Annotated in this window: 20 protein-coding genes, 1 tRNA gene and 1 riboswitch; of the genes, 16 read left to right on the top strand and 5 right to left on the bottom strand. The window is 37.3% G+C overall.

What is annotated here, in order from left to right:
• Positions 1-57 precede the first annotated feature (57 nt).
• Positions 58-168, top strand: a riboswitch (SAM riboswitch).
• 289 nt (positions 169-457) lie between these two features.
• From R2Q70_RS13170 to R2Q70_RS13160, 3 genes are all read left to right on the top strand, one after another.
• Positions 458-1,789, top strand: coding sequence for an O-acetylhomoserine aminocarboxypropyltransferase/cysteine synthase (locus tag R2Q70_RS13170; protein ID WP_316808032.1), 1,332 nt, complete (start codon positions 458-460; stop codon positions 1,787-1,789).
• A 35-nt stretch (positions 1,790-1,824) separates the two neighbouring features.
• Positions 1,825-2,883: an alpha/beta fold hydrolase gene (gene metX, locus R2Q70_RS13165; RefSeq protein ID WP_316808031.1), complete on the top strand. Its 1,059-nt coding sequence runs from the start codon at positions 1,825-1,827 to the stop codon at positions 2,881-2,883.
• A gap of 216 nt (positions 2,884-3,099) precedes the next feature.
• The gene (locus R2Q70_RS13160) at positions 3,100-4,344 is read left to right on the top strand and encodes a homoserine dehydrogenase (protein WP_316808030.1); all 1,245 of its coding nucleotides are present in this window, start codon (positions 3,100-3,102) and stop codon (positions 4,342-4,344) included.
• Positions 4,345-4,428: 84 nt separating this feature from the next.
• Here R2Q70_RS13160 and R2Q70_RS13155 read toward each other — a convergent pair whose 3' ends face one another.
• Positions 4,429-5,199, bottom strand: coding sequence for a queuosine precursor transporter (locus tag R2Q70_RS13155; RefSeq protein ID WP_010600273.1), 771 nt, complete (start codon positions 5,197-5,199; stop codon positions 4,429-4,431).
• Positions 5,200-5,348: 149 nt separating this feature from the next.
• On the opposite strand from R2Q70_RS13155, the gene R2Q70_RS13150 reads away from it, so the two are divergent.
• The 8 genes from R2Q70_RS13150 to R2Q70_RS13115 all read left to right on the top strand — a co-directional run bounded on the left by R2Q70_RS13150 (position 5,349) and on the right by R2Q70_RS13115 (position 12,519).
• A complete protein-coding gene (locus R2Q70_RS13150) occupies positions 5,349-6,575 on the top strand; it encodes a multidrug effflux MFS transporter (protein WP_316808029.1) in 1,227 nt (408 codons plus the stop codon).
• Between the two features lie 162 nt (positions 6,576-6,737).
• The gene (locus R2Q70_RS13145) at positions 6,738-7,883 is read left to right on the top strand and encodes a methionine aminotransferase (protein WP_316808028.1); all 1,146 of its coding nucleotides are present in this window, start codon (positions 6,738-6,740) and stop codon (positions 7,881-7,883) included.
• Positions 7,884-7,904: 21 nt separating this feature from the next.
• Positions 7,905-8,708 (top strand): nitrilase family protein, encoded by an 804-nt coding sequence (locus R2Q70_RS13140; protein ID WP_316808027.1) that lies wholly within the window; start codon positions 7,905-7,907, stop codon positions 8,706-8,708.
• Between the two features lie 37 nt (positions 8,709-8,745).
• A complete protein-coding gene (locus tag R2Q70_RS13135; RefSeq protein WP_316808026.1) occupies positions 8,746-9,780 on the top strand; it encodes a N(4)-(beta-N-acetylglucosaminyl)-L-asparaginase in 1,035 nt (344 codons plus the stop codon).
• Positions 9,781-9,826: 46 nt separating this feature from the next.
• A complete protein-coding gene (locus tag R2Q70_RS13130; RefSeq protein WP_316808025.1) occupies positions 9,827-10,699 on the top strand; it encodes a YegJ family protein in 873 nt (290 codons plus the stop codon).
• Positions 10,700-10,713: 14 nt separating this feature from the next.
• Entirely contained in the window at positions 10,714-11,454 is a 741-nt protein-coding gene (locus tag R2Q70_RS13125) for a copper homeostasis protein CutC (RefSeq protein ID WP_316808024.1), read from the top strand.
• A 12-nt stretch (positions 11,455-11,466) separates the two neighbouring features.
• The gene (locus R2Q70_RS13120) at positions 11,467-11,910 is read left to right on the top strand and encodes a hypothetical protein (RefSeq protein ID WP_316808023.1); all 444 of its coding nucleotides are present in this window, start codon (positions 11,467-11,469) and stop codon (positions 11,908-11,910) included.
• A gap of 84 nt (positions 11,911-11,994) precedes the next feature.
• On the top strand, positions 11,995-12,519 hold the full coding sequence (locus R2Q70_RS13115) for a hypothetical protein (RefSeq protein ID WP_316808022.1): 525 nt from the start codon (positions 11,995-11,997) through the stop codon (positions 12,517-12,519).
• A 23-nt stretch (positions 12,520-12,542) separates the two neighbouring features.
• Here R2Q70_RS13115 and R2Q70_RS13110 read toward each other — a convergent pair whose 3' ends face one another.
• The 3 genes from R2Q70_RS13110 to R2Q70_RS13100 form a co-directional block, all read right to left on the bottom strand.
• A complete protein-coding gene (locus R2Q70_RS13110) occupies positions 12,543-12,941 on the bottom strand; it encodes a DUF983 domain-containing protein (protein ID WP_316808021.1) in 399 nt (132 codons plus the stop codon).
• Between the two features lie 97 nt (positions 12,942-13,038).
• Positions 13,039-13,623 carry a Crp/Fnr family transcriptional regulator gene (locus R2Q70_RS13105; RefSeq protein WP_316808020.1) on the bottom strand — a complete coding sequence of 195 codons (585 nt, stop codon included), beginning with the start codon at positions 13,621-13,623 and terminating at the stop codon, positions 13,039-13,041.
• A gap of 6 nt (positions 13,624-13,629) precedes the next feature.
• Positions 13,630-14,616, bottom strand: coding sequence for a D-alanine--D-alanine ligase (locus tag R2Q70_RS13100; protein WP_316808019.1), 987 nt, complete (start codon positions 14,614-14,616; stop codon positions 13,630-13,632).
• A 213-nt stretch (positions 14,617-14,829) separates the two neighbouring features.
• On the opposite strand from R2Q70_RS13100, the gene R2Q70_RS13095 reads away from it, so the two are divergent.
• The 5 genes from R2Q70_RS13095 (at position 14,830) to R2Q70_RS13075 (ending at position 18,249) form a co-directional block, all read left to right on the top strand.
• Entirely contained in the window at positions 14,830-15,600 is a 771-nt protein-coding gene (locus tag R2Q70_RS13095; protein WP_316808018.1) for a PASTA domain-containing protein, read from the top strand.
• Between the two features lie 7 nt (positions 15,601-15,607).
• Positions 15,608-16,663, top strand: coding sequence for an endolytic transglycosylase MltG (mltG, locus tag R2Q70_RS13090; RefSeq protein WP_316808017.1), 1,056 nt, complete (start codon positions 15,608-15,610; stop codon positions 16,661-16,663).
• Entirely contained in the window at positions 16,663-17,076 is a 414-nt protein-coding gene (locus tag R2Q70_RS13085) for a thioesterase family protein (RefSeq protein WP_316808016.1), read from the top strand. The genes mltG and R2Q70_RS13085 overlap by 1 nt, the downstream gene beginning before the upstream one ends.
• A 3-nt stretch (positions 17,077-17,079) precedes the next feature.
• Positions 17,080-18,069, top strand: coding sequence for a YihY/virulence factor BrkB family protein (locus R2Q70_RS13080; protein ID WP_316808015.1), 990 nt, complete (start codon positions 17,080-17,082; stop codon positions 18,067-18,069).
• Between the two features lie 95 nt (positions 18,070-18,164).
• Positions 18,165-18,249, top strand: a tRNA-Ser gene (locus R2Q70_RS13075).
• Between the two features lie 152 nt (positions 18,250-18,401).
• On the opposite strand, the gene glmS is transcribed toward R2Q70_RS13075, so the two are convergent.
• Complete coding sequence (glmS, locus tag R2Q70_RS13070) at positions 18,402-20,240, bottom strand: glutamine--fructose-6-phosphate transaminase (isomerizing) (protein WP_316808014.1); 1,839 nt, start codon at positions 20,238-20,240, stop codon at positions 18,402-18,404.
• Positions 20,241-20,488: the final 248 nt, after the last annotated feature.

Here is a 20,488-nt window from a genome sequence, read left to right as displayed (position 1 = left end):
AGACATTTGAAATATTATTTGGTGAACAACTAAGTAAAAGTCAATCTTAATCGGATTGATTTATAAAGAAGTGGCGAGAGACAGGCTCCGTGACCCACTGGCAACCCTCAGAAAGAGAAGGTGCCAATTCCTGACCGGATAACATGGTGTTGTCTGGAGATATAAATTAGAACTGATGAATACATTAAATCTTCCATCGCAAAGCGAACCCAACTCAAACTTCAAAAAGGTAGAAACTTCTTCTATTTCATTGATTTGTTGTGATATGCTGGCGATTACTTGTATGTGCTGTTGCATACAGTAATTTAAAAATCTTCCTCTTTTGTTGCCTTTTCAAATTGGAAGGTCCTGATCGATCAGGATACGCCTCTAATCAGACGATCAAAATTTTATGGTTTTATCATCAGATTTTGATCTTCCAAGCATTTAAATATTCACACAATTAATCATTTAGGAAATGTCAACCTCATATAAATTCGAAACTTTACAATTGCATGCTGGCCAGGAAATTGATCCAACAACAGGTTCAAGAGCTGTACCGATTTACCAAACTACATCTTACGGTTTTAATAGTGCAGAGCATGGCGCAAATTTATTTGCGTTAAAAGAATTCGGTAATATTTATACCCGGCTAATGAATCCAACGACCGATGTTTTTGAGAAAAGAATCGCAGCATTGGAGGGTGGCGTTGCAGCGTTAGCCACGGCATCAGGTCAGGCGGCTCAATTTATCGCTTTGCATAATATCCTCGAGGCCGGCGACAGTATTGTTTCTTCATCACATATTTATGGCGGAACTTACAACCAGTTTAAAGTAGCCTTCAAACGTTTGGGCATCCAAGTTGATTTTGCAAATCCTGATGTACCAGAAGAATTTGAGCAAAAAATTACAGATAAAACTAAAGCCATCTATTTAGAAACGATTGGTAACCCTGCTTTTAGCATTCCCGATTTTGAAAAAATCGCAGCAATTGCTAAGAAATACGATATTCCTTTTATTGTTGATAACACCTTCGGTGCTGGTGGATATTTATTTAAGCCACTTGAGCATGGCGCCAACATTGTGGTAGAATCTGCCACAAAATGGATTGGTGGCCACGGGACGAGCATTGGCGGTGTAATTGTGGATGGTGGTAACTATAACTGGGGCAACGGAAAATTCCCTCAGTTTACCGAACCCTCTGAAGGTTATCATGGATTGATTTTTAACGATGTTTTTGGTATTGGCGGACCGTTTGGTAACATACAATTTATTATTCGGGCCCGGGTAGAAGGTTTAAGGGATTTGGGTCCTGCCCTTTCACCTTTTAATTCATTTCTATTATTACAAGGCTTAGAAACTTTATCACTTCGTGTGCAACGCCACGTAGATAATGCTTTGGAGTTGGCGACATGGTTAGAAAATCATCCGTTGGTTAAAGAAGTACATTACCCAGGTTTGGCGAGCAGTAAATACAATAATCTGGCAAAAAAATATTTAAGTAATGGTTTCGGTGGTGTCTTATCTTTCGAGTTAAATGGTACGAAAGAAAATGCTACACAAGTTATTGATCAACTAAAACTGGTATCTCACCTGGCAAATGTTGGCGATGCCAAAACGCTGATTATCCAACCATCGGCTACTACGCACCAGCAATTAAGTGAAGCCGAGCAATTGGCGGCAGGCGTAAAACCAAATGCTTTGCGGGTATCAGTGGGTATTGAGCATATCGATGATATCAAAGCAGATTTTGAGCAGGCATTCGCTGCTATCGGAACTCACGCAACGGCAGAAAGTTTAGAAGCCTAAAAACCAGATTTTAGTTACGACATTACGATTTTATAATGAGCACAGCATCAACATATAGTTATCCCAAACAATTTAAATTAGAAAACGGAAAAAAAATTCGCAACCTGCAAATTGCTTATCAAACCTTTGGTAAGTTAAATGCCAATAAAGATAATGTAATTTGGGTTTGCCATGCCTTAACAGCAAATGCCGATGTTTTTGAATGGTGGGAAGGTTTGTTCGGGCAGAACGCATTGTTCAACCCTCAGGAGCATTTCGTTGTTTGCGCAAATGTTTTAGGTTCAAATTACGGAACAACCAATCCGTTAAGTGTAAATCCGGTAACGGGTCAACCTTATTTTCTATCGTTTCCACAATTTACCATTCGCGATTTTGTATCTGCACACCAGTTGCTGGCCAATCATTTAGGAATTGCCAACATCAAACTTTTAATTGGTGGTTCGTTAGGCGGTCAGCAAGCGGTGGAATGGGGAATTACCGAACCCAATAGGATTGAAAACCTTATTCTTGTTGCCACAAATGCTGTTCATTCTCCATGGGGAATTGCTTTTAATGAGAGTCAGCGATTGGCCATTACAACCGATAGAACTTTTTATGCCAACAAACCAGATGGTGGTAGTAAGGGCTTGAAAACTGCTCGTAGCATTGCGCTTTTAAGCTACAGAACTTATAGCGCTTATGGAAACACACAGGTAGAAAGTGTAAATGATAAAACAGATCACTTTAGGGCTTCATCTTACCAAAATTATCAGGGAGAAAAATTAATAAATCGCTTTAATTCTTATAGTTACTATTATTTAACTAAAGCGATGGATAGCCATAATGTTGGCCGGAATCGGAAGTCAATTGCCGAAGCTTTGAAGTTAATAAAGGCAAATACCTTAGTGATTGGTATAGAAAATGATTTTCTTTTTCCAATTTCTGAGCAGAAATATTTAGCTGATCACATCACTGACGCTGAGTTTGCCGCCATCCATTCTGAATATGGTCATGATGGCTTCTTAATTGAAACAAATGCTTTGACAAACATCATCGGAAATTTCATTAAAGAAAGCAGAAACAAGAAGATTATTAAGTTGCAGCACACGGCCTAATAAGGTTAAAGGTCAAAAGTTTGAAGTTATGCAAACACACTAACGAAAAAATAAAATAATTAACTCGCCACAGAAACACTGAAGCACGGAAAATGATTCCATGTAAATTTGTGTTTCCGTGGCAAATAACTACAAATAAAACAGTAGCGAAAACGCTGTAAAAATCCAGTCTTGATACTGTTAATCAATACTCGCTACTTGATACTATAAAATAACATGAGTAAAAATTTAAAAATCGGATTATTTGGTTTTGGAGTGGTTGGTCAGGGCTTATTGGATATCATCCAAAGCCAGAACCTTAACCTCGAAATCATTAAGATAGCAATTAAAGACCCGAGAAAGAAACGAACCCTCAATAAAGATTTGTTCACTACCGATAAAAATGAGATTCTGAATAATTCGGAAATCAACACGATAGTAGAACTCATTAATGATGCCGATGCGGCATACGATATCGTGACGACTGCATTAAAGAATGGCAAAAATGTAGTTTCTGCCAATAAGAAAATGATTGCCACGCACCTGAAAGAGCTTGTAGATTTACAGCAGCAACATGGCACTTCGTTGCTCTATGAAGGTGCTGTTTGTGGCAGTATTCCAATCATCAGAAACCTGGAAGAATATTATGATAATGAGCTGTTCCATGCATTAAGTGGAATCTTTAATGGTTCTTCAAATTATATTTTATCAAAGATTTTTAATGACAATCAAAGTTACAATTCGGCATTAAAAGAAGCCCAGGATTTAGGTTTCGCTGAGACCGATCCAATTTTAGATGTTGGAGGTTACGATCCGAAATATAAACTAGCCATTGCAACTGCACACGCTTATGGCTTGTTCGTTAATCCGGATGCGATATTGAACATTGGGATTCAAAATCTTTCTCAGCATGATATTAAATATGCCCGTGAAAAAAACTTCAAGATTAAGTTGGTTCCCACGGCTCGAAAGGTCAACACTAAAGATATTGTGACTTACGTATTGCCCAAGTTGGTGGCTAAAGATGATTTCCTTTATAATGTTGAAAACGAGTACAATGCGGTAACCGTTCAGGCAGCCTTTGCTGATAAACAGTTTTTCTTTGGTAAAGGCGCAGGTGGCCACCCAACCGGTGCTGCCGTACTTTCTGATATCGCTGCCCTACGTTATGATTATCGTTATGAGTATAAAAAATATCATTCTGAAAATGGTGTGAAACATACTGAAGATATTTTATTGGAAATTTATCTGCGCTATGCCGATGAAGACTTAATTAGTTTGCTGGAGTTTGATAACATTAGCGAACGTTATGCAGCCAGTGAATATAAATACGTAATTGGTACGGTAAAACTGGATAGTTTAATTAAAAATCGCGATTTGCTTTTAGATCAGGATGTATTTGTGGCTTATACTGGCAGACAAATCTACAAGCAAGAACAAGTTGCAGAAAACGTATATGCAGCTGAATTGGCTGCGCTTTAAGAATTTTTTAAGGTTAATTTTTTTATTTGTTTTGTTGTTAAGTACAAAGGTCGGAGCGATTCCGACCTTTTGCGTTAAAATACTTTATCCTCTTCCTGCCATTTCGGTTAGTTTTCTGGCTAAATCTTTACCAAGATATCCATCGATAATGGCATGCACCACATACAATATTGGTGTCATTAAAATTGCTACAACAAATTTATAAGTGTAGTTAACCAAACCAATGGCGGCAACCATTTGCCAACTGTAGTGGTATTGAGGGTTTAAATAGAACGCGATGAAAATGACCACAAAACTATCAATAAGTTGAGAAACTACCGTCGAACCGGTCGCCCGTAACCAAAGCGACTTTTCTCCTGTTATTTTTTTAATGCGATGAAAAATCAATACATCGGCAAGCTGGCCAACAATAAAAGCAACTATTGAACCTACTATAATCCACATGCCCTGGCCGAAAATACCTGCAAAAGCGTTGTTCATATTCAAATCTTCGCCATTTATATTTTGATGTACCCAAAAATCTGCAGCACTTAAATGCATTGATCCCCAAACTACCAGGAAAGCGAAAGCAATTAATATAGAGGTAAGAATTGATAAAAACCGGACTTGCTTTACACCAAAATACTCGTTGATGATGTCCGTCATGATGAAAATAATTGGCCAGGTAAGCACACCAGCTGACATCACAAACGATAAATTAGGTACGCCGAACAAATTGATATCAAACTTTTTAAATCCCAGGGTTTCTTCAACGCTGAATAATTTAACGCCAATAAATTCTGATAATATTGCATTTGCCACAAAAAAACTTCCAAGGATAAGAAGTAAACGGCTTTCTTTAGTTTTAAAAGTCATAGCGCATAAATCTAAAGATAAATCAAATCAGAATGATGTTTTTAGCTGTTAAATTTTACAGTAGATACCTTTTTACAATCATTCGACCTTAAAAATAGTTTAAGAACTTAAATCTCCCAATCTTTGCGCTTCGGAATTACTAATAAAACATGGCCAAGAAACAACACTTTTTTCTGATACTCATTTTAGGTTCACTAGCAGCACTCGGACCTTTTTCAATCGATATGTACTTGCCTGGTTTTGTAGATATTGCAAATGATTTAAAGAGTTCTGAATCTACCGTTGCTTTATCGCTATCTAGCTTTTTTATTGGCATATCGGCTGGTCAGCTTTTATATGGTCCGTTGCTTGACAAGTTTGGTCGCAAAAAACCGCTTTATTTTGGTTTGGTACTTTATATTGTTGCCTCATTTTTATGCTTAGCCGTAACCGATGTGAACCAACTAATTGTTTTACGCTTTGTACAAGCCATTGGAAGTTGTGCAACGGCGGTTGCATCAGTGGCTATGGTTCGCGATTTATTTTCTGTAGAAGAAAGCCCAAAAGTATTTGCCTCACTGATGTTGGTTATTGCTGTTTCACCAATGCTTGCCCCAACCGCGGGTGGTTATTTAATTTCAGCTTCAGGATGGAAATACGTATTCGTATTTTTAGGATTTATGGCGATAGTAATATTGCTTGCATCAATTTTTAAACTTCCGGAAAGTTATAAGCCTGATCCTAACTACTCTTTGAAACCAAAACCTATTTTAAACAGTTTTTTAACCGTTTTAAAAGAACCTCAATTTTCCACCTACGCATTAATTAGCTCGATCACCTTTTCTGGTTTATTTGCTTACGTTTCTTCTTCACCACAAGTTTTCATGAAAATTTATGAAGTAAGCAAAACAGGTTACGGATGGATATTTGCACTGCTATCTGTTTTTTTTATCGGTTCGAGTCAAATCAACAGTTTAATTTTAAAGTGGTTTACCAGCAAGCAAATTGTAACCTGGGCGCTACTGGCACAATGCTTATTCAGTTTAATATTCCTGGTTTTTGCTTTAAACGACTGGCTTAACTTATACTCAACAATAGGATTTATCGCATTATTTTTGTGCTGTTTAGGCTTTATCAATCCAAATGCAGCAGCTTTATCTTTGGCACCATTTAGCAAAAATGCAGGTAGTGCCTCGGCGCTAATGGGTGCATTACAGATGGGCTTAGGCGCATTGGCCTCGGTAATGGTGAGTCTGTTTAGCGAACACTCCGTAGTTCCAATGCCTTTAGTCATGACGTCTGCAGCATTTACGGCCTTAATTTGCCTGTTAATCGGAAAAAGATTTATCAAAACAGAAATTGAGGCATCTGCCGATGTCGCTGTAGCGGGGCATTAACTTAGCAGCATGAGTATCTCGATTATATATGTTAATGATGCGGCTGATAGGGCGAAAATGCGCTGACTAAGCCCGTTTATCAACATGTTTGTTTTTAAATCAGATGATTGAAAACTTGGCAATTTATTCCTTAAGGTTTTTTTTGCTATTTTCGCTTATAACATGTTGAATATACAATCGAAACTTCCAGGCGTAAGTACTACCATTTTCTCGGTAATGTCTAAACTTGCGGCAGAACATCATGCCATTAACTTATCTCAGGGCTTCCCAGATTATCCCTGCGATCCAAAACTAACTGAATTGGTAAATAAAGCCATGAAGGATGGCTACAACCAGTACGCACCAATGCCAGGCAATAATTTTCTGAAGGAAACCATTGCCGAAAAAGTAGCAAAACTTTATCAGGTAGAATATAACCCCGACACTGAAATTACGGTTACTGCCGGCGGAACCCAGGCTATCTTTACGGCATTAGCTGCGATTATAAATCCGGGCGATGAAGTAATCATTTTCGAACCTGCTTATGATAGCTATGCCCCTACCATTAAACTTTTGGGTGGATTGGTGAAAACCTATGAGCTTGCTCCCCCTAACTACGGCATAGATTGGGATATGGTAAAAAAGCTGTTTACTTCGAGTACAAGGATGATTATTTTAAATTCTCCACAAAACCCGACTGGCAGTATTTTATCAGAGGATGATATGAAAGCACTTATTAAGCTGATTAACGGGACGGATATTTTAATCCTCAGCGATGAAGTTTATGAGCATTTAATTTTTGATGAACAGAAGCACAAAAGCGTAATGCTCTTTCCTGAATTAAGGGAAAGAAGTTTTGTTGTAGCCTCATTTGGCAAACTCTTGCATGCAACGGGATGGAAATTAGGTTATTGCCTCGCCCCTGCTCAATTAACGAAAGAATTTCGAAAAGTACACCAATTTAATGTTTTCAGCGTTAATAGTCCGATGCAGCAAGCCATTGCCGATTACATTAAAGAACCAGGCAATTATAATGGAATAACCAGTTTTTTTGAAGAAAAACGCAATTATTTCAGAGCGCTACTGGCAGAAAGCCGGTTCGAATTATTGCCTTGTAATGGCTCTTATTTTCAGTGCGCCAGTTACCGTAAAATCAGCGATGAGAAAGATACAGATTTTAGCATCAGGCTGATTAAAGAGTTTGGAGTTGCCACCATCCCAGTTTCGGCATTCTACCAAAAAGCAACCGACCATAAAATCATCAGATTCTGCTTTGCCAAAGAAAATTCAACCCTCGCAATGGCAGCAGATAAATTAAAAAATGTTTAATCATCCCGTAAAACTAAACATATGAACACACCTGTTTACACTCAAATTGAGAACCTGAAAGTCACTGTATTTCAGGCTTATCTTTTTTGGGAAAACATAGAAAAAAACTTACAAAACCTCGCCCTCCGTTTATCAATGGGTGTTCGGGAAAAGACAGATTTAATCATCTTGCCCGAAATGTTTAACAGTGGTTTTAGTATGAACTCTGAAGCTTTGGCCGAAGAAATGGGTGGCTTTACCATGCAGTGGATGCAGCAAATGGCCTATAAATATAATTGCGTTGTTACGGGCAGTTTAATCATCAAAGAGAACGGAAATTATTATAATCGTTTAATTTGGATGGAGCAAAACGGCGATCATCAATATTACGATAAGCGGCATTTATTTGGCTTGGGTGAAGAAGACAAAAACTTTAGCCCGGGCAAGGATAAGCTCATTGTCGAACTTAAAGGCTGGAAAATAAGATTAGCGGTTTGTTATGATTTAAGGTTCCCGGTTTGGTTGCGTAATGTAGATGAAGAATATGATATTTTACTGCTTGTAGCAAGCTGGCCTGACAAACGCTCAGCACATTGGAAAGCGCTAATTCCAGCCCGTGCAATAGAAAACCAAAGTTATGTAATTGCTGTAAACCGTGTTGGCCATGATGGAAATCAAATTTATCATAGCGGCCATTCCATGTGTATCGATCCTTACGGAAGCACTGTATACTATAAACCGGAGGACGAAGATTTATATACGTTCAGTATCAATTACGAAGAGTTGGTTAAAATCAGACGTCAATTTCCATTTTTAAAAGATGCTGATAAATTTACCATAAGTTAAATCTTCTAAACGCCAATAATCATCAATTAAACAATACATGTTCAACCGACGTAAATTTTTAAAAGCCTCTGCCCTTTCTGCCGGGTTATTAGCCATTGATAAAAGCAGCATGGCTGATGCTATTCCAGCTTCAACAGAAAAAGCAACAAATTTTCCTATTGTCATATCCACCTGGGATTTTGGTATCGCAGCAAATGCTGATGCCTGGAAGGTACTTTCAAAAGGAGGAAAAGCTTTAGACGCTGTTGAACAAGGGGTTTGGGTGCCGGAGGCAGATGAAAAGAATCAATCTGTAGGTTACGGCGGCTTACCCGATCGAGATGGAAAAGTAACCTTAGATGCCTGCATTATGGACGAAAATGGAAACTGCGGGGCGGTTTTGGCATTAGAGCATATTAAACACCCAATTTCGGTTGCCCGTAAAGTAATGGAAAAAACACCTCACGTAATGCTCGCAGGTGATGGTGCGTTGCAGTTTGCGTTAGAGCAAGGTTTTAAAAAAGAGAATTTGCTTACACCTTCAAGCCAGGCAGCCTGGAAAGAGTGGCTTAAAACCGCAAAATATGAGCCGGTAATGAATATAGAGAATAAGCTTTATGACAAAGCAGCTCCTCAAAAACTTCCAGGCAATCAATACAATCACGATACCATCGGTATGCTGGCCATTGATGCCAAAGGAAATATATCTGGCGCCTGTACTACAAGTGGAATGGCTTACAAACTCCACGGAAGAATTGGAGATAGCCCTATTATCGGTGCGGGTTTGTATGTAGATAATGAAGTAGGTGGCGCAACATCTACCGGCGTTGGCGAAGAGGTTGTTCGTAACGTAGGCTCATTTTTAGTTGTTGAGCTCATGCGACAAGGTTATGCTCCGGAAGCTGCCTGCAAAGAAGCCGTAATGCGTATCATTAAAAAGAAACCAGAAACAGCTAAAAATATTCAGGTTGGTTTCTTAGCCATTAATAAAAAAGGCGAATATGGTGCTTATGCCATTCAACAAGGATTTAGTTATGCAGTTTGCAATGCCGAGAAGCAGGATTTGCTGATCAAAGGAAAAAGCTATTATTAAGTTAACAAAATCATCCCAACCAAATTCAATACTAAAAAAATAAAGAATGGGATTACTCTCGAAAATTTTCGGTAAAAAAAATGTAGAAGAACGTCAGGGCGAACCTGATATGATGTACGTTTCTAATGAAGATGAACGTATGAACTGGGCTATTGAAAAAGCCAATTTAACACTGTGGTATTTTGAAGAAAGTTTGAAAAATCCTCAAAGTTACCAGGTTTATTTTTCCATTAAGGTAAAAATTATCGATGGCGAAAACGGGGAGCATATCTGGCTAACGGAACCTCATTTCGACGATGAAGGAAATTTATATGGTACCATCGGAAACGAGCCTGTTGATGTAACAACCGTTAAATTAAACCAGAAGATTGGCATAGATCGGAGTTTGATCTCTGACTGGATGATTTTAGAAAACGGACGTTTGATTGGCGGCTACACGATCAGAGCGATAAGGGATGGTATTCCTGATAAAGATAAATCAGCTTTTGATCAAAATATCGGCTTATATATTGATGAAGGCGTAGATCACTTCAAAGCAGATGGCGATACACCCGAAGGCGCCATTCTTGCGCTTGAAAAAGCTTATAATGAGAGAAATTTAGATGCTGCAATCGCATGCAAAGATTTTAAAGAAGAAGCCAAAATGATGCTATCGTCAACCAGTATGCCGCAGGATGAGGAAATTATCCAGCAAATGGCAGAGGTTCTAGAATTATCATTCGTTAATAATTTAGAAGATCATGGGTTTCCCGATTTCACTGGCCTGCAAAGTGCTTTCCAAAGAGAACGGGTAAATAATCACCACTATATCATCACCGAAATTTGTTGGTTTCCTGATGGTGGAAAATCAATCCAAAAACTTAATGTTTTCAAATCAGCGAGCGGCTGGAAAGTTTTGGGTCCTATTAACGAAGAGTAAACAATAACTTGAGAATGGCTGGAACTCTAGAAGTTTGTGCAAATGGTTACCAATCGGCGTTAAATGCCCAGATAGGCGGCGCTACCCGTGTAGAATTTTGCGATAATTTAGCTGAAGGTGGAACCACACCGAGCTACGGACAAATCGCACTGGCGAAAAAAAAACTAACCATCGAAGTTTGGCCAATCATCCGTCCTCGAGGCGGAGATTTTCTTTATTCTGATCTTGAGTTTGATTTGATGAAAGAAGACATAAAAATCTGTAAATCATTAAGTTGTGACGGTGTTGTTATTGGGATACTTAATTCCGATGGAACGGTTGATACGGATCGTTGTGCAGATTTGATAGCGTTGGCACATCCAATGCCTGTATCTTTTCACAGGGCTTTTGATATGAGTAACGATATACGTTTAGCACTTGAAGATTTGATAACCCTTGGCATTGTTCGTGTACTTTCCTCGGGTGGAGCAAATTCAGCAATTCAGGGAGCAGCAACATTAGCACAGCTGGTGCAGCAAGCTAACGGGCGGATTTCAGTTATGCCTGGTGCAGGAATCAATAGTTATAACATTCAAAATCTCATCAAAATTTCCGGTGCCGATACGTTTCACGCTTCTTGTAAAACTTATGTATCAAGTAAAATGCAATTCCGTAATAGTGAAACCAAAATGGGAAGTATTGATGATGAATATCAATACGAATTAACAAATATTGATCGGGTAAAGGAGCTCGTTCACATCATCAATCACTTGTAAATTTCAGCGATTTTGAAACCTTATTATTTCCTGCTGTCAACAGCGATACTTTTTATACTGGCTTCGGTTTTAATTTCTCCTTTTGAACTAAATTTTGATATTCTTGATACCTACATTATTATTCCTGTTACTCAGTTTTTGAGGTGTCAGGCAGCAGGGTTATTGATATTTGCTGCTTTTTATAAATATCTCAGCCGATATTTGCTTTTAAAGCTGTTAACCTGGATGCACATTCTTTCATTCATTTTCTTACCCTTGATTTTTGCCTGGATGAGTTACAGTTTTAATAAGTCATTGGCTGTAGTTGAAATTTCAAACCAGGCTTCCGCTTCCTATTTCGAAAGAAACCAACAAATTAATAATTACATTTTCCTTGTCTTAATTGCAATGCAGATATTGCCACTGTTTAACCTGTTATACGGAATAATCAAAAGAAATAAAAAAGGTGCTCAATAGTGTGAAATTTTGGACATAATTATTTTATAATGTTTTAGTTTTCAGATATTTATTATATTTAGATAACTAAACAAACAAATTATTATGAAAGCAATCTCATCATTATTTTTAATTGCGTTAGGTTTTGCTGCCTGCCAAAACCACGACGTAAAAACCACAAATACTGCATCAGCAGATACGACAAACTATCCTTATGTTTTTAAGAAAGTTCAAGGATGGGAAATGAACAAGGACACGAAAAATAGTTTAACAGCGCTTCGTGTAATCAAGTCATTTGAAAAAATGGACACATCGGCTATGGGAAAATTATTACACGATAGCGTTTGGTTCAATCTTGATGGTTATAAATTCAAGGGCACTAAATCTGAGTTTTTGAATCAAATTCAGGGAGAGTTTGCGAAAATGAGTAGTTTTAAAATCGAAATGGAAGATATGGAATCGGTGATTAACAAAGATCAAACTGAAGAATGGGTAAGTTTGTGGTATAAACAGGTCACCACTACGAAAGATGGCCAAGTTGATACCATACAATTGTACAATGACTTTAAGCTTAAAGATGGAAAAATACTCGGTTTATCGGAATATGTTCAACATCCGATGAAAAAATAAAAAAGCCCGTTCGGGCTTTTTTACTATCGTTTCTCTCCACTGCCTGGAACATAGTGTAGTCCAGGCGTTAAATAATGAAGCAAAATTACCCGAGAGTACCTATAATTTATCGGGGAACATAAAAACACTCCGAATAGTATAAAACCAACGTAATACCATAAATTTTCATAAATCAGGTCCAAACCTAAAACATAAGATGCTACGCCAATAGTGATAATTTCTGCAACATTCATTGCATAACTCACAAACATTGCTACATAAAAGAAACCTGGTTCACGTTCAAATTTAAGGTTACAAACGGGGCAATAAATATTTGTTTTCTGCAGCTTGAAAGAGTAAGCATTACCTGTAAAAATAGCTCCCTGGCGGCAACGAGGACATTTACATTGTATAAAAGCTTGGAATTTAGATAACTCAGTCATGTTTTTAGTTAGTTAATTAAGGTAAAGTTAAAGCTAATAATAATCTTAATTTATGACCTACATCATGTTTATATAAGAAATCAATTAAGTTGTTTATCTAACTCAACCTAATAATTTTACCCTTATCCATATTTACGGATCCTTTTTCTCGCAATAACTTTATTTCTCGAATAACCGTCTCCACCCTCAATCCCGTCATGTCTGCCAGTTCTTGCCGCGTAACCTTCAAGCGCTCACCAATTTCAATATCAGCTAACAGGTAGTTTATAATGGTTAGTAGCCGGTGTTCAGCTTTTTCATTTGCCAATTCTTCCAACATCATAGATTTATAAAACAATCTATTGCTCAATGTTTTAATTAGATTGCTGCTGAAACCCGGAGTGTTTTCTATCAAATTGAAAAAATCTTGTTTGTTTACGGGGATAATTTCAGCATCCTTGTTGGCGATGGTAAAAGCCAGGTAACGCCTGTTTACAATTAAGGCGGGTTCACCAAAATATTGTCCAGCTTTGAAAATACCTTGAATAAATTCCTTACCGTCGTTACTTACGGTAATCATCCTCACCTCGCCTGTTCGAATAAAATAAACATACCTTGGTAACATTCCAGGCTCGTAAATAACCTTATCTTTTGGATACTTCTTAACAGCAAACCCCCGATCAATAAGTTCCTGTATATCCATAAAAGGTTAATTAAGGGTTTCCTTCATCAAATCTGTATAAAATTGCTTTAACGTAATTCCCATAGCAGCAACCTGTTGTGGAATAAAACTTGTAGCAGTTTGGCCGGGTATTGTATTAATTTCGATAAAATAAAACTTGCTCGTTTCGTGCTCCAGGAAATAGTCGATACGAACGACTCCCCTACAATTCAGCTTGATGTAAATCTCTTTTATAATTTGATGAACCCTTGCATATTCCTCTGCACTCATATTTCCAGGGGTGATTTCCTGAGTTGCTCCCGGCGTATATTTGGCTTCAAAATCAAAAAATTCATTCGCTGGAATAACTTCCGTAGTTGGTAAAACAGTAATCTCTCCTTTGGCACCATAAACACCAATTGAAAATTCACGGCCGCTAACAAACTCCTCGATTAAAACCTGGGTATCTTCATGGAATGCTTTATCAAGAGCACTCTCCAAGTCATCAGCATGTTTTACTTTACTCATGCCAATACTGCTGCCACCACTATTTGGCTTAACAAAGTAAGGTAACCTTAAATCTTGTTTAATTTTCTGTATATCGTACTTGCCGTTTTTGAAAATTTGAATAGATTTTGCCGTATGTAATTGCTCAATTCCATTAACAATAGCTTTAGTGTAACCCTTATTCATCGTAATGGATGAGGTTAGGGCATCGCATGTGGTATACGGAATGTTTAACATATCGAAATAACCTTGCAATTTGCCATCTTCTCCCGGAGAACCATGTATTGCAATAAATACACCATCAAATTTTATTTTCCTGCCTTCCAGCGTTAGTGAAAAATCATTCTTATCAATTTCAATTTTAACAGAATCTGCAGGCTCGTAAAACCATCCTTTATCGTTCAGCATGATTTTATAAACATCGTATAAATCTGCGTCGATATTTTGTGCAATGGTTGCTGCACTTTTTACCGAAACAACCCATTCGCCTGTGGTACCGCCTGTTAACAATGCAATCGTTTTTTTCATTTGGAAAACTGTTAATTATAAATAGAATTTGATCATAAATATATCCTCAAAAATATAAATATCTTTGAGCATTGTTTAATTTTGACGGATAGAATTGGCAATTGATGGTATTATATTTGCTCAGGGCAATGAATCCAACGATTCAAAAAATTACTATCAATTATTAATTAACTACATTTGAGTTTGCACGCTTAACACGAGAATTTAAGATTCATGTCTAAATTTATAGATTATTTAAAAACTAAATCATTTAGGAACAACATTTTAGCTGCCGTTTTAACTGTTGTTGGCCTACTACTCATCGCATTTTTCAGCTTAAGGTATTACACCAAACATGGTCAGGGATTGAATGTTCCTATGGTTAAAGGTTTGGCATTTGAACAAGCGGTACAAAAACTGGAAGATGCCGGATTGAAGTATGAAGTAGATTCAGTTTTTATCATGGATCAGCCTGCAGGAATCGTGATTGATCAGGATCCTGATCCAAACACTTTTGTAAAAGATAACAGAACAATTTATTTAACTATAAATGCAGGGAAAACTCCGAATACGAAATTTCCTGATATTGCTTTTAAAACCCTAAGAGAGGCGCAAGCTATCATTGAAAGTTCGCGGCTAAAACTTGGAGATACTACTTACAAGCCCGATGTGAGTAGAGATGTAGTTTTAGAAGCGTCATTTGGCGGGTCTCCTATTCAGGCTGGAGATATTATTCCCGTTGGTTCAAGAATCAATTTAGTTTTAGGTGATGGAAGAGGCAGTGAAGAGGTTGATGTACCACAATTGGTTGGCCTAACCGTAGATGAAGCGAAATTCAGCTTAAAAGGTTCTAATTTAAGCCTTGGCAATATCTTATACGAAGGTAGTATTATAGACAGTGCTAACGCAGTAATTGTAAAACAAGATCCAATGCCTGCTGATTCAGTAACGAAAGTTGCTATCGGAACCAGAATTAACATCACTTTATCAAACAAAGAACAATAAAACAACAATGACTGAAGTAGAAAAAAAGAATATAAGTGCTGGGAAAAAAATAGCAATTGCAATTGGTGTGGTTGTTATTTTAGTTGCCGGATATTTTGCGCTAAACATTTACCAACTTTATTTTGCCCCTAACATTACTGAAAATCAAAAGTATTTGTACATCAAAACTGGCCAAAGTTATGATGAATTAATTTCTGAAATTAAAAAAAGGGATATCTTAAAAAGCCCGTCATCTTTCGAAGCCGCGGCTGCAAAAATGAATTTAGCACCGAACCTAAAACCTGGTCGTTACCGCTTAAAAAAAGGCATGACGAACAGAACACTTGTTAATTTGATCAAGGCCGGAAACCAGGAACCGGTGAAATTAAAGTTCCAAAATATCCGCAAAAAAGAAAATTTTGCTGCCTACCTGGCCAGTAACCTCGAGGCAGATTCGTTAAGCTTTATTTTGGCTTTAGATTCTTCAGCTTTAATTTCTAAATATGGATTTAATCAGGATAACATTTATACCATGTTTATTCCAAATACTTATGAAATGTACTGGAACATCTCTCCGGTAGATTTTTTAGAGAGGATGCATAAGGAGTATGATAAATTCTGGACTGCAGAACGCAAACAGAAGGCTGCAAGTTTAAACCTCAACCCTGCTCAGGTGTATACTTTAGCATCTATTGTTGATGCTGAAGCGTTATTTGATAAAGAAATGCCGATTATCGCTGGCTTGTACCTAAACAGGTTAAACAAAGGTATTTTATTACAGGCAGATCCAACAGTTATTTTTGCCAATAACGATTTTACTGTGAAACGCGTTACAGGGAAATTATTGCAGGTGCAATCGCCATATAATACTTACAAATATGCTGGTTTGCCTCCAGGACCTATCATGATGCCTAGCATCAATGCAATTGATGCGGTGCTGAATCGCAACCAGAACAATTACATATACATGTGTGCAAAAGAAGATTTTTCCGGATATCATAATTTTGCTGAAACTAAAGCAGAGCATGAAATAAATGCAAAAAAATATCGTGAGGCGTTAAACAAGAAAAATATCTTCAGGTAATGTTTATACATGAAACTAAAGTAAAAGTTCGCTATGCCGAAACCGACCAGATGGGAGTTGTTCATCATGGAAATTATGCTTTGTATTACGAAATCGCCAGAACTGAATGTTTTGAAGCCTGTTCTGGAATCACTTACGAATCTATGGAAGCTGATGGTGTGATGCTGCCACTTTTAGAACTACAGTCTAAATTCCTGAAACCTGCGTTGTACAATCAGATACTTACTGTAAAATGTATAGTGAGGGATTTACCGACCGTTCGTTTAAATGTAGAATATGAAATCTACAATGAGAAGGAAGAATTAATCAATATTGGTAAAACAGTTTTGGTATTTGTTGATAAAAACTCAAGAAGACCATGCCATCCACCAGTTAACTTTATGGAAGGCGTTAAAAAACATTTTACAGCATAATAAATGGAATGGCTACACAGGCAATTATTACATCTTAAAATCTATTCTAAATTCATTGAATGGACCAAAGGCTGCATACTGCCCGGCTTTAGCCCCCTACCGTTATATACTGTTGCCACATTTTTTTTCAGGGAAATTGGAAAAGATACGCTTGTAAATAAGTCTTCATCATTGGCATATAGTTTTATGCTGGCAATATTTCCGGGCATCATCTTCTTATTTACCCTGATCCCCTTTATCCCGATTAAAGGTTTCCAGGATCAGTTACTAAATTTGATAGAGTTGGTATTGCCACATAATGCTTACGATGCGTTTGAGTCTACGTTAAAAGATATTGTTAAAAATCAAAACACCGGTTTGTTATCCTTTGGTTTTTTATCAGCCATCTTTTTTGCAACAAATGGCGTGAAAAACTTAATGAAAGCCTTCAATAAATCATCTTTAATTATTGAAACCAGAGGCTGGCTGAAGCAACGTTTAATTGCGTTTGTGCTAACTTCAGTAATTTGCCTTTCCATAATCGTTTGCATTAGCGCCATGGCTATTGGTGAAGTTGCACTGAATTACATTAAAGGTGAGTTACACATTAAAGATAGCTTAGCTGTTTATGCTATTAATTTTACCAGGTGGGCTCTTCTTGCAATTCTATATTTCATAACCATTTCAATTTTGTACAGGTATGGACCTTCACATGCTAAAAAATGGAAATTATTTAGTGCTGGCTCATGGTTGGCTACAATTTTGGCTTTTTTAACTATTTGGGGCTTTTCTTACTACATTAACCATTTTGCGTCGTATAATAAGGTATATGGATCAATAGGTACGCTCATCGTTGTAATGATTTGGCTGTATCTGAATTCTTTGATTTTATTGATTGGTTTCGAGCTAAATGCTAGTGTTGATGTGAGTAAGAGAAGTGTTAAAATAATAAGACCAACCTTTAACTTGTTTAAAAAGTCGGATCCCATAGACGGAAATATTCAGAAAAAATAATTTTTTCTACCTCTGTGTTAAGCAATTATCAATTTAATATAAAAAAAAAGCATTCATAGTTTGCAGTTTTAACCGGAGTTTGTACTTTTGCCCCCGGAGAGCTGGCAGAGTGGTCGAATGCGGCAGTCTTGAAAACTGTTGACTGTAACAGGTCCGGGGGTTCGAATCCCTCGCTCTCCGCAGAAAGGTTACCTTAAAAGGGTAACCTTTTTTTCATTAAGAAATTTTTTTTCAAAAAAAAAGACTATCCGGTTAAGGATAGCCTTCATATTATTTTATTAGATTTCAGCTTCAAATTTAAACAATCGTAATATTAATTTTGAATATAAATCTTATTCGACTGTGACTGATTTTGCAAGATTTCGAGGCTGATCCACATTGCAACCTCTCATCACCGCAATATGGTAAGAAAGTAGTTGTAGAGGGATTGTTGCCAAAAGCGGTAGGAATGCCTCGTTAGCGTCGGGTATTTCTATCACGTAATTAACCATATCTTTTACCTTTTGGTCTCCCTTGGTTACTATCGCGATTACAATGCCTTTCCGAGCCTTAACTTCCTGAATGTTGCTAATTACTTTTTCATATGATGAATTCTTAGTTGCAATAAATATGACTGGCATTTGTTCATCAATTAAAGCAATTGGACCATGTTTCATTTCTGCGGCTGGATAACCTTCAGCGTGGATATATGATATTTCTTTTAATTTCAAGGCACCTTCCAGCGCAACCGGAAACCCACACCCCCTTCCTAAAAATAAACAGTTGGTGGCATCTTTAATTTCTGTGGCAATGTATTTTATCAATTCATTTGATTCGAGAGCGAGCGAAACTTTGGCTGGAATTTCATCTAGTGCAGTAAGCAGTTCTGTCAATTCACTATTGTTTAATGTGCCCCGTTGCTGCGCCATGTAAAGTGCTATGAGCGTCAAAACAGTTACCTGGGCAGTAAAAGCTTTTGTAGAGGCGACTCCTATTTCCGGTCCTGCATGAGTATAAACACCTGCATCACTTATCCTTGGAATTGATGCACCTGCAACATTGCAAATACCAAAAATAGTAGCGCCTTTTTCTTTCGCCATTTCGATGGCTGCCATGGTATCTGCCGTTTCTCCTGATTGAGAAATGGCGATTACCACATCTTTTTCTGTAATGATTGGATTCCGGTATCTGAATTCTGACGCATACTCCACTTCGACAGGGATGCGGGCATAATCTTCAATCAAATATTCTCCAACTAATCCCGCATGCCATGATGTTCCACAGGCAACGATAATAATCCGATCAATATTTTTTAGTTTATTAGCAAATTCTTTAATCCCTCCCAACTGAACTTTACCTAACTCAGGGTAAATACGACCACGCATACAATCCCTTATCGAACGCGGCTGTTCAAAAATTTCCTTTAACATAAAGTGCTCATATCCGCCTTTTTCTAACATCTCTAACTTCATATTAAGTTCTTGAATGGTTGGTGTTTGAATAACGTTGTCTAAACGTTTAATTAATAGTTCATCCTTATTAATCACCGCAATCTCGTTATCGTTAAGGTAGATCACGTTTTTCGTGTATTCAACAATTGGTGTTGCATCAGAAGCTACAAAATATTCACCGTTACCCACGCCAATCACCAAAGGACTACCTTTTCTGGCAACGTACAGGCGATCGGCTTGATTTTTATCCATCACCACAATTGCATAAGCTCCAACAACTTCATTTAGTGCTAAACGTATCGACTCAAGCAAATCAGTACCTTCTATGTTTCGAATTTCTTCAATTAAGTGAATAAGAACCTCGGTATCTGTTTCACTGGCAAAATGATGTCCGCGATTTAATAATTCTTCCTTTAAAGTTGCGTAATTTTCAATGATACCATTATGTATGATAGAAAGGTTTCCACTATTTGAAGTATGGGGATGTGAATTCCGATCTGATGGCTGACCATGGGTTGCCCATCTGGTATGACCCATCCCAACATTTCCTGAGCAGTCTAGTTCCTTTGCGAAATCTTCTAAAACACTAACCTTCCCTGCTTTCTTGTAAATTTTTTGGTTAAAAGAATCCATTACAGCAATACCTGCGCTGTCATAACCCCTGTACTCCAGTCTTTTCAATCCTTTTAAAACAATTGGCCAGGCATCGCGAGAACCAATGTAACCTACTATTCCACACATAATAAAAAATTTAAAATAATTTTAGCCTAGATGATTTGTTTTTCACTGACATTATTTATGCCTATCAAATCCATAAAAATAAATTTAATGCCTTCTAACAATGTCTTTTTTTTACTTACTAGAATTAAAGGAAACCAATCGTCGTGATATAACTCGACTACCTGGTTTTGAATTATATAATGCTTACCAGATTTTACGCGTCTTTGTTTTATTGGCAAAACCTCACCAGATAGAATCTTAATTATGAT

Source organism: Pedobacter agri (genome assembly GCF_032678665.1).
GTDB lineage: Bacteria > Bacteroidota > Bacteroidia > Sphingobacteriales > Sphingobacteriaceae > Pedobacter > Pedobacter agri_A.
The sequence above is the reverse complement of the archived record's forward strand: the minus strand, read 5'-3'. Positions and strand labels throughout refer to the sequence as shown.

What these genes read in the sequence shown, in the direction of transcription:
- R2Q70_RS13170 (WP_316808032.1), top strand. Translation starts at nt 458, where the DNA reads ATGTCAACCTCATATAAATTCGAAACTTTACAATTGCATGCTGGCCAG.
- metX (WP_316808031.1), top strand. Translation starts at nt 1,825, where the DNA reads ATGAGCACAGCATCAACATATAGTTATCCCAAACAATTTAAATTAGAA.
- R2Q70_RS13160 (WP_316808030.1), top strand. Translation starts at nt 3,100, where the DNA reads ATGAGTAAAAATTTAAAAATCGGATTATTTGGTTTTGGAGTGGTTGGT.
- R2Q70_RS13155 (WP_010600273.1), bottom strand. Translation starts at nt 5,199, where the DNA reads ATGACTTTTAAAACTAAAGAAAGCCGTTTACTTCTTATCCTTGGAAGT.
- R2Q70_RS13150 (WP_316808029.1), top strand. Translation starts at nt 5,349, where the DNA reads ATGGCCAAGAAACAACACTTTTTTCTGATACTCATTTTAGGTTCACTA.
- R2Q70_RS13145 (WP_316808028.1), top strand. Translation starts at nt 6,738, where the DNA reads ATGTTGAATATACAATCGAAACTTCCAGGCGTAAGTACTACCATTTTC.
- R2Q70_RS13140 (WP_316808027.1), top strand. Translation starts at nt 7,905, where the DNA reads ATGAACACACCTGTTTACACTCAAATTGAGAACCTGAAAGTCACTGTA.
- R2Q70_RS13135 (WP_316808026.1), top strand. Translation starts at nt 8,746, where the DNA reads ATGTTCAACCGACGTAAATTTTTAAAAGCCTCTGCCCTTTCTGCCGGG.
- R2Q70_RS13130 (WP_316808025.1), top strand. Translation starts at nt 9,827, where the DNA reads ATGGGATTACTCTCGAAAATTTTCGGTAAAAAAAATGTAGAAGAACGT.
- R2Q70_RS13125 (WP_316808024.1), top strand. Translation starts at nt 10,714, where the DNA reads ATGGCTGGAACTCTAGAAGTTTGTGCAAATGGTTACCAATCGGCGTTA.
- R2Q70_RS13115 (WP_316808022.1), top strand. Translation starts at nt 11,995, where the DNA reads ATGAAAGCAATCTCATCATTATTTTTAATTGCGTTAGGTTTTGCTGCC.
- R2Q70_RS13110 (WP_316808021.1), bottom strand. Translation starts at nt 12,941, where the DNA reads ATGACTGAGTTATCTAAATTCCAAGCTTTTATACAATGTAAATGTCCT.
- R2Q70_RS13105 (WP_316808020.1), bottom strand. Translation starts at nt 13,623, where the DNA reads ATGGATATACAGGAACTTATTGATCGGGGGTTTGCTGTTAAGAAGTAT.
- R2Q70_RS13100 (WP_316808019.1), bottom strand. Translation starts at nt 14,616, where the DNA reads ATGAAAAAAACGATTGCATTGTTAACAGGCGGTACCACAGGCGAATGG.
- R2Q70_RS13095 (WP_316808018.1), top strand. Translation starts at nt 14,830, where the DNA reads ATGTCTAAATTTATAGATTATTTAAAAACTAAATCATTTAGGAACAAC.
- mltG (WP_316808017.1), top strand. Translation starts at nt 15,608, where the DNA reads ATGACTGAAGTAGAAAAAAAGAATATAAGTGCTGGGAAAAAAATAGCA.
- R2Q70_RS13085 (WP_316808016.1), top strand. Translation starts at nt 16,663, where the DNA reads ATGTTTATACATGAAACTAAAGTAAAAGTTCGCTATGCCGAAACCGAC.
- R2Q70_RS13080 (WP_316808015.1), top strand. Translation starts at nt 17,080, where the DNA reads ATGGAATGGCTACACAGGCAATTATTACATCTTAAAATCTATTCTAAA.
- glmS (WP_316808014.1), bottom strand. Translation starts at nt 20,240, where the DNA reads ATGTGTGGAATAGTAGGTTACATTGGTTCTCGCGATGCCTGGCCAATT.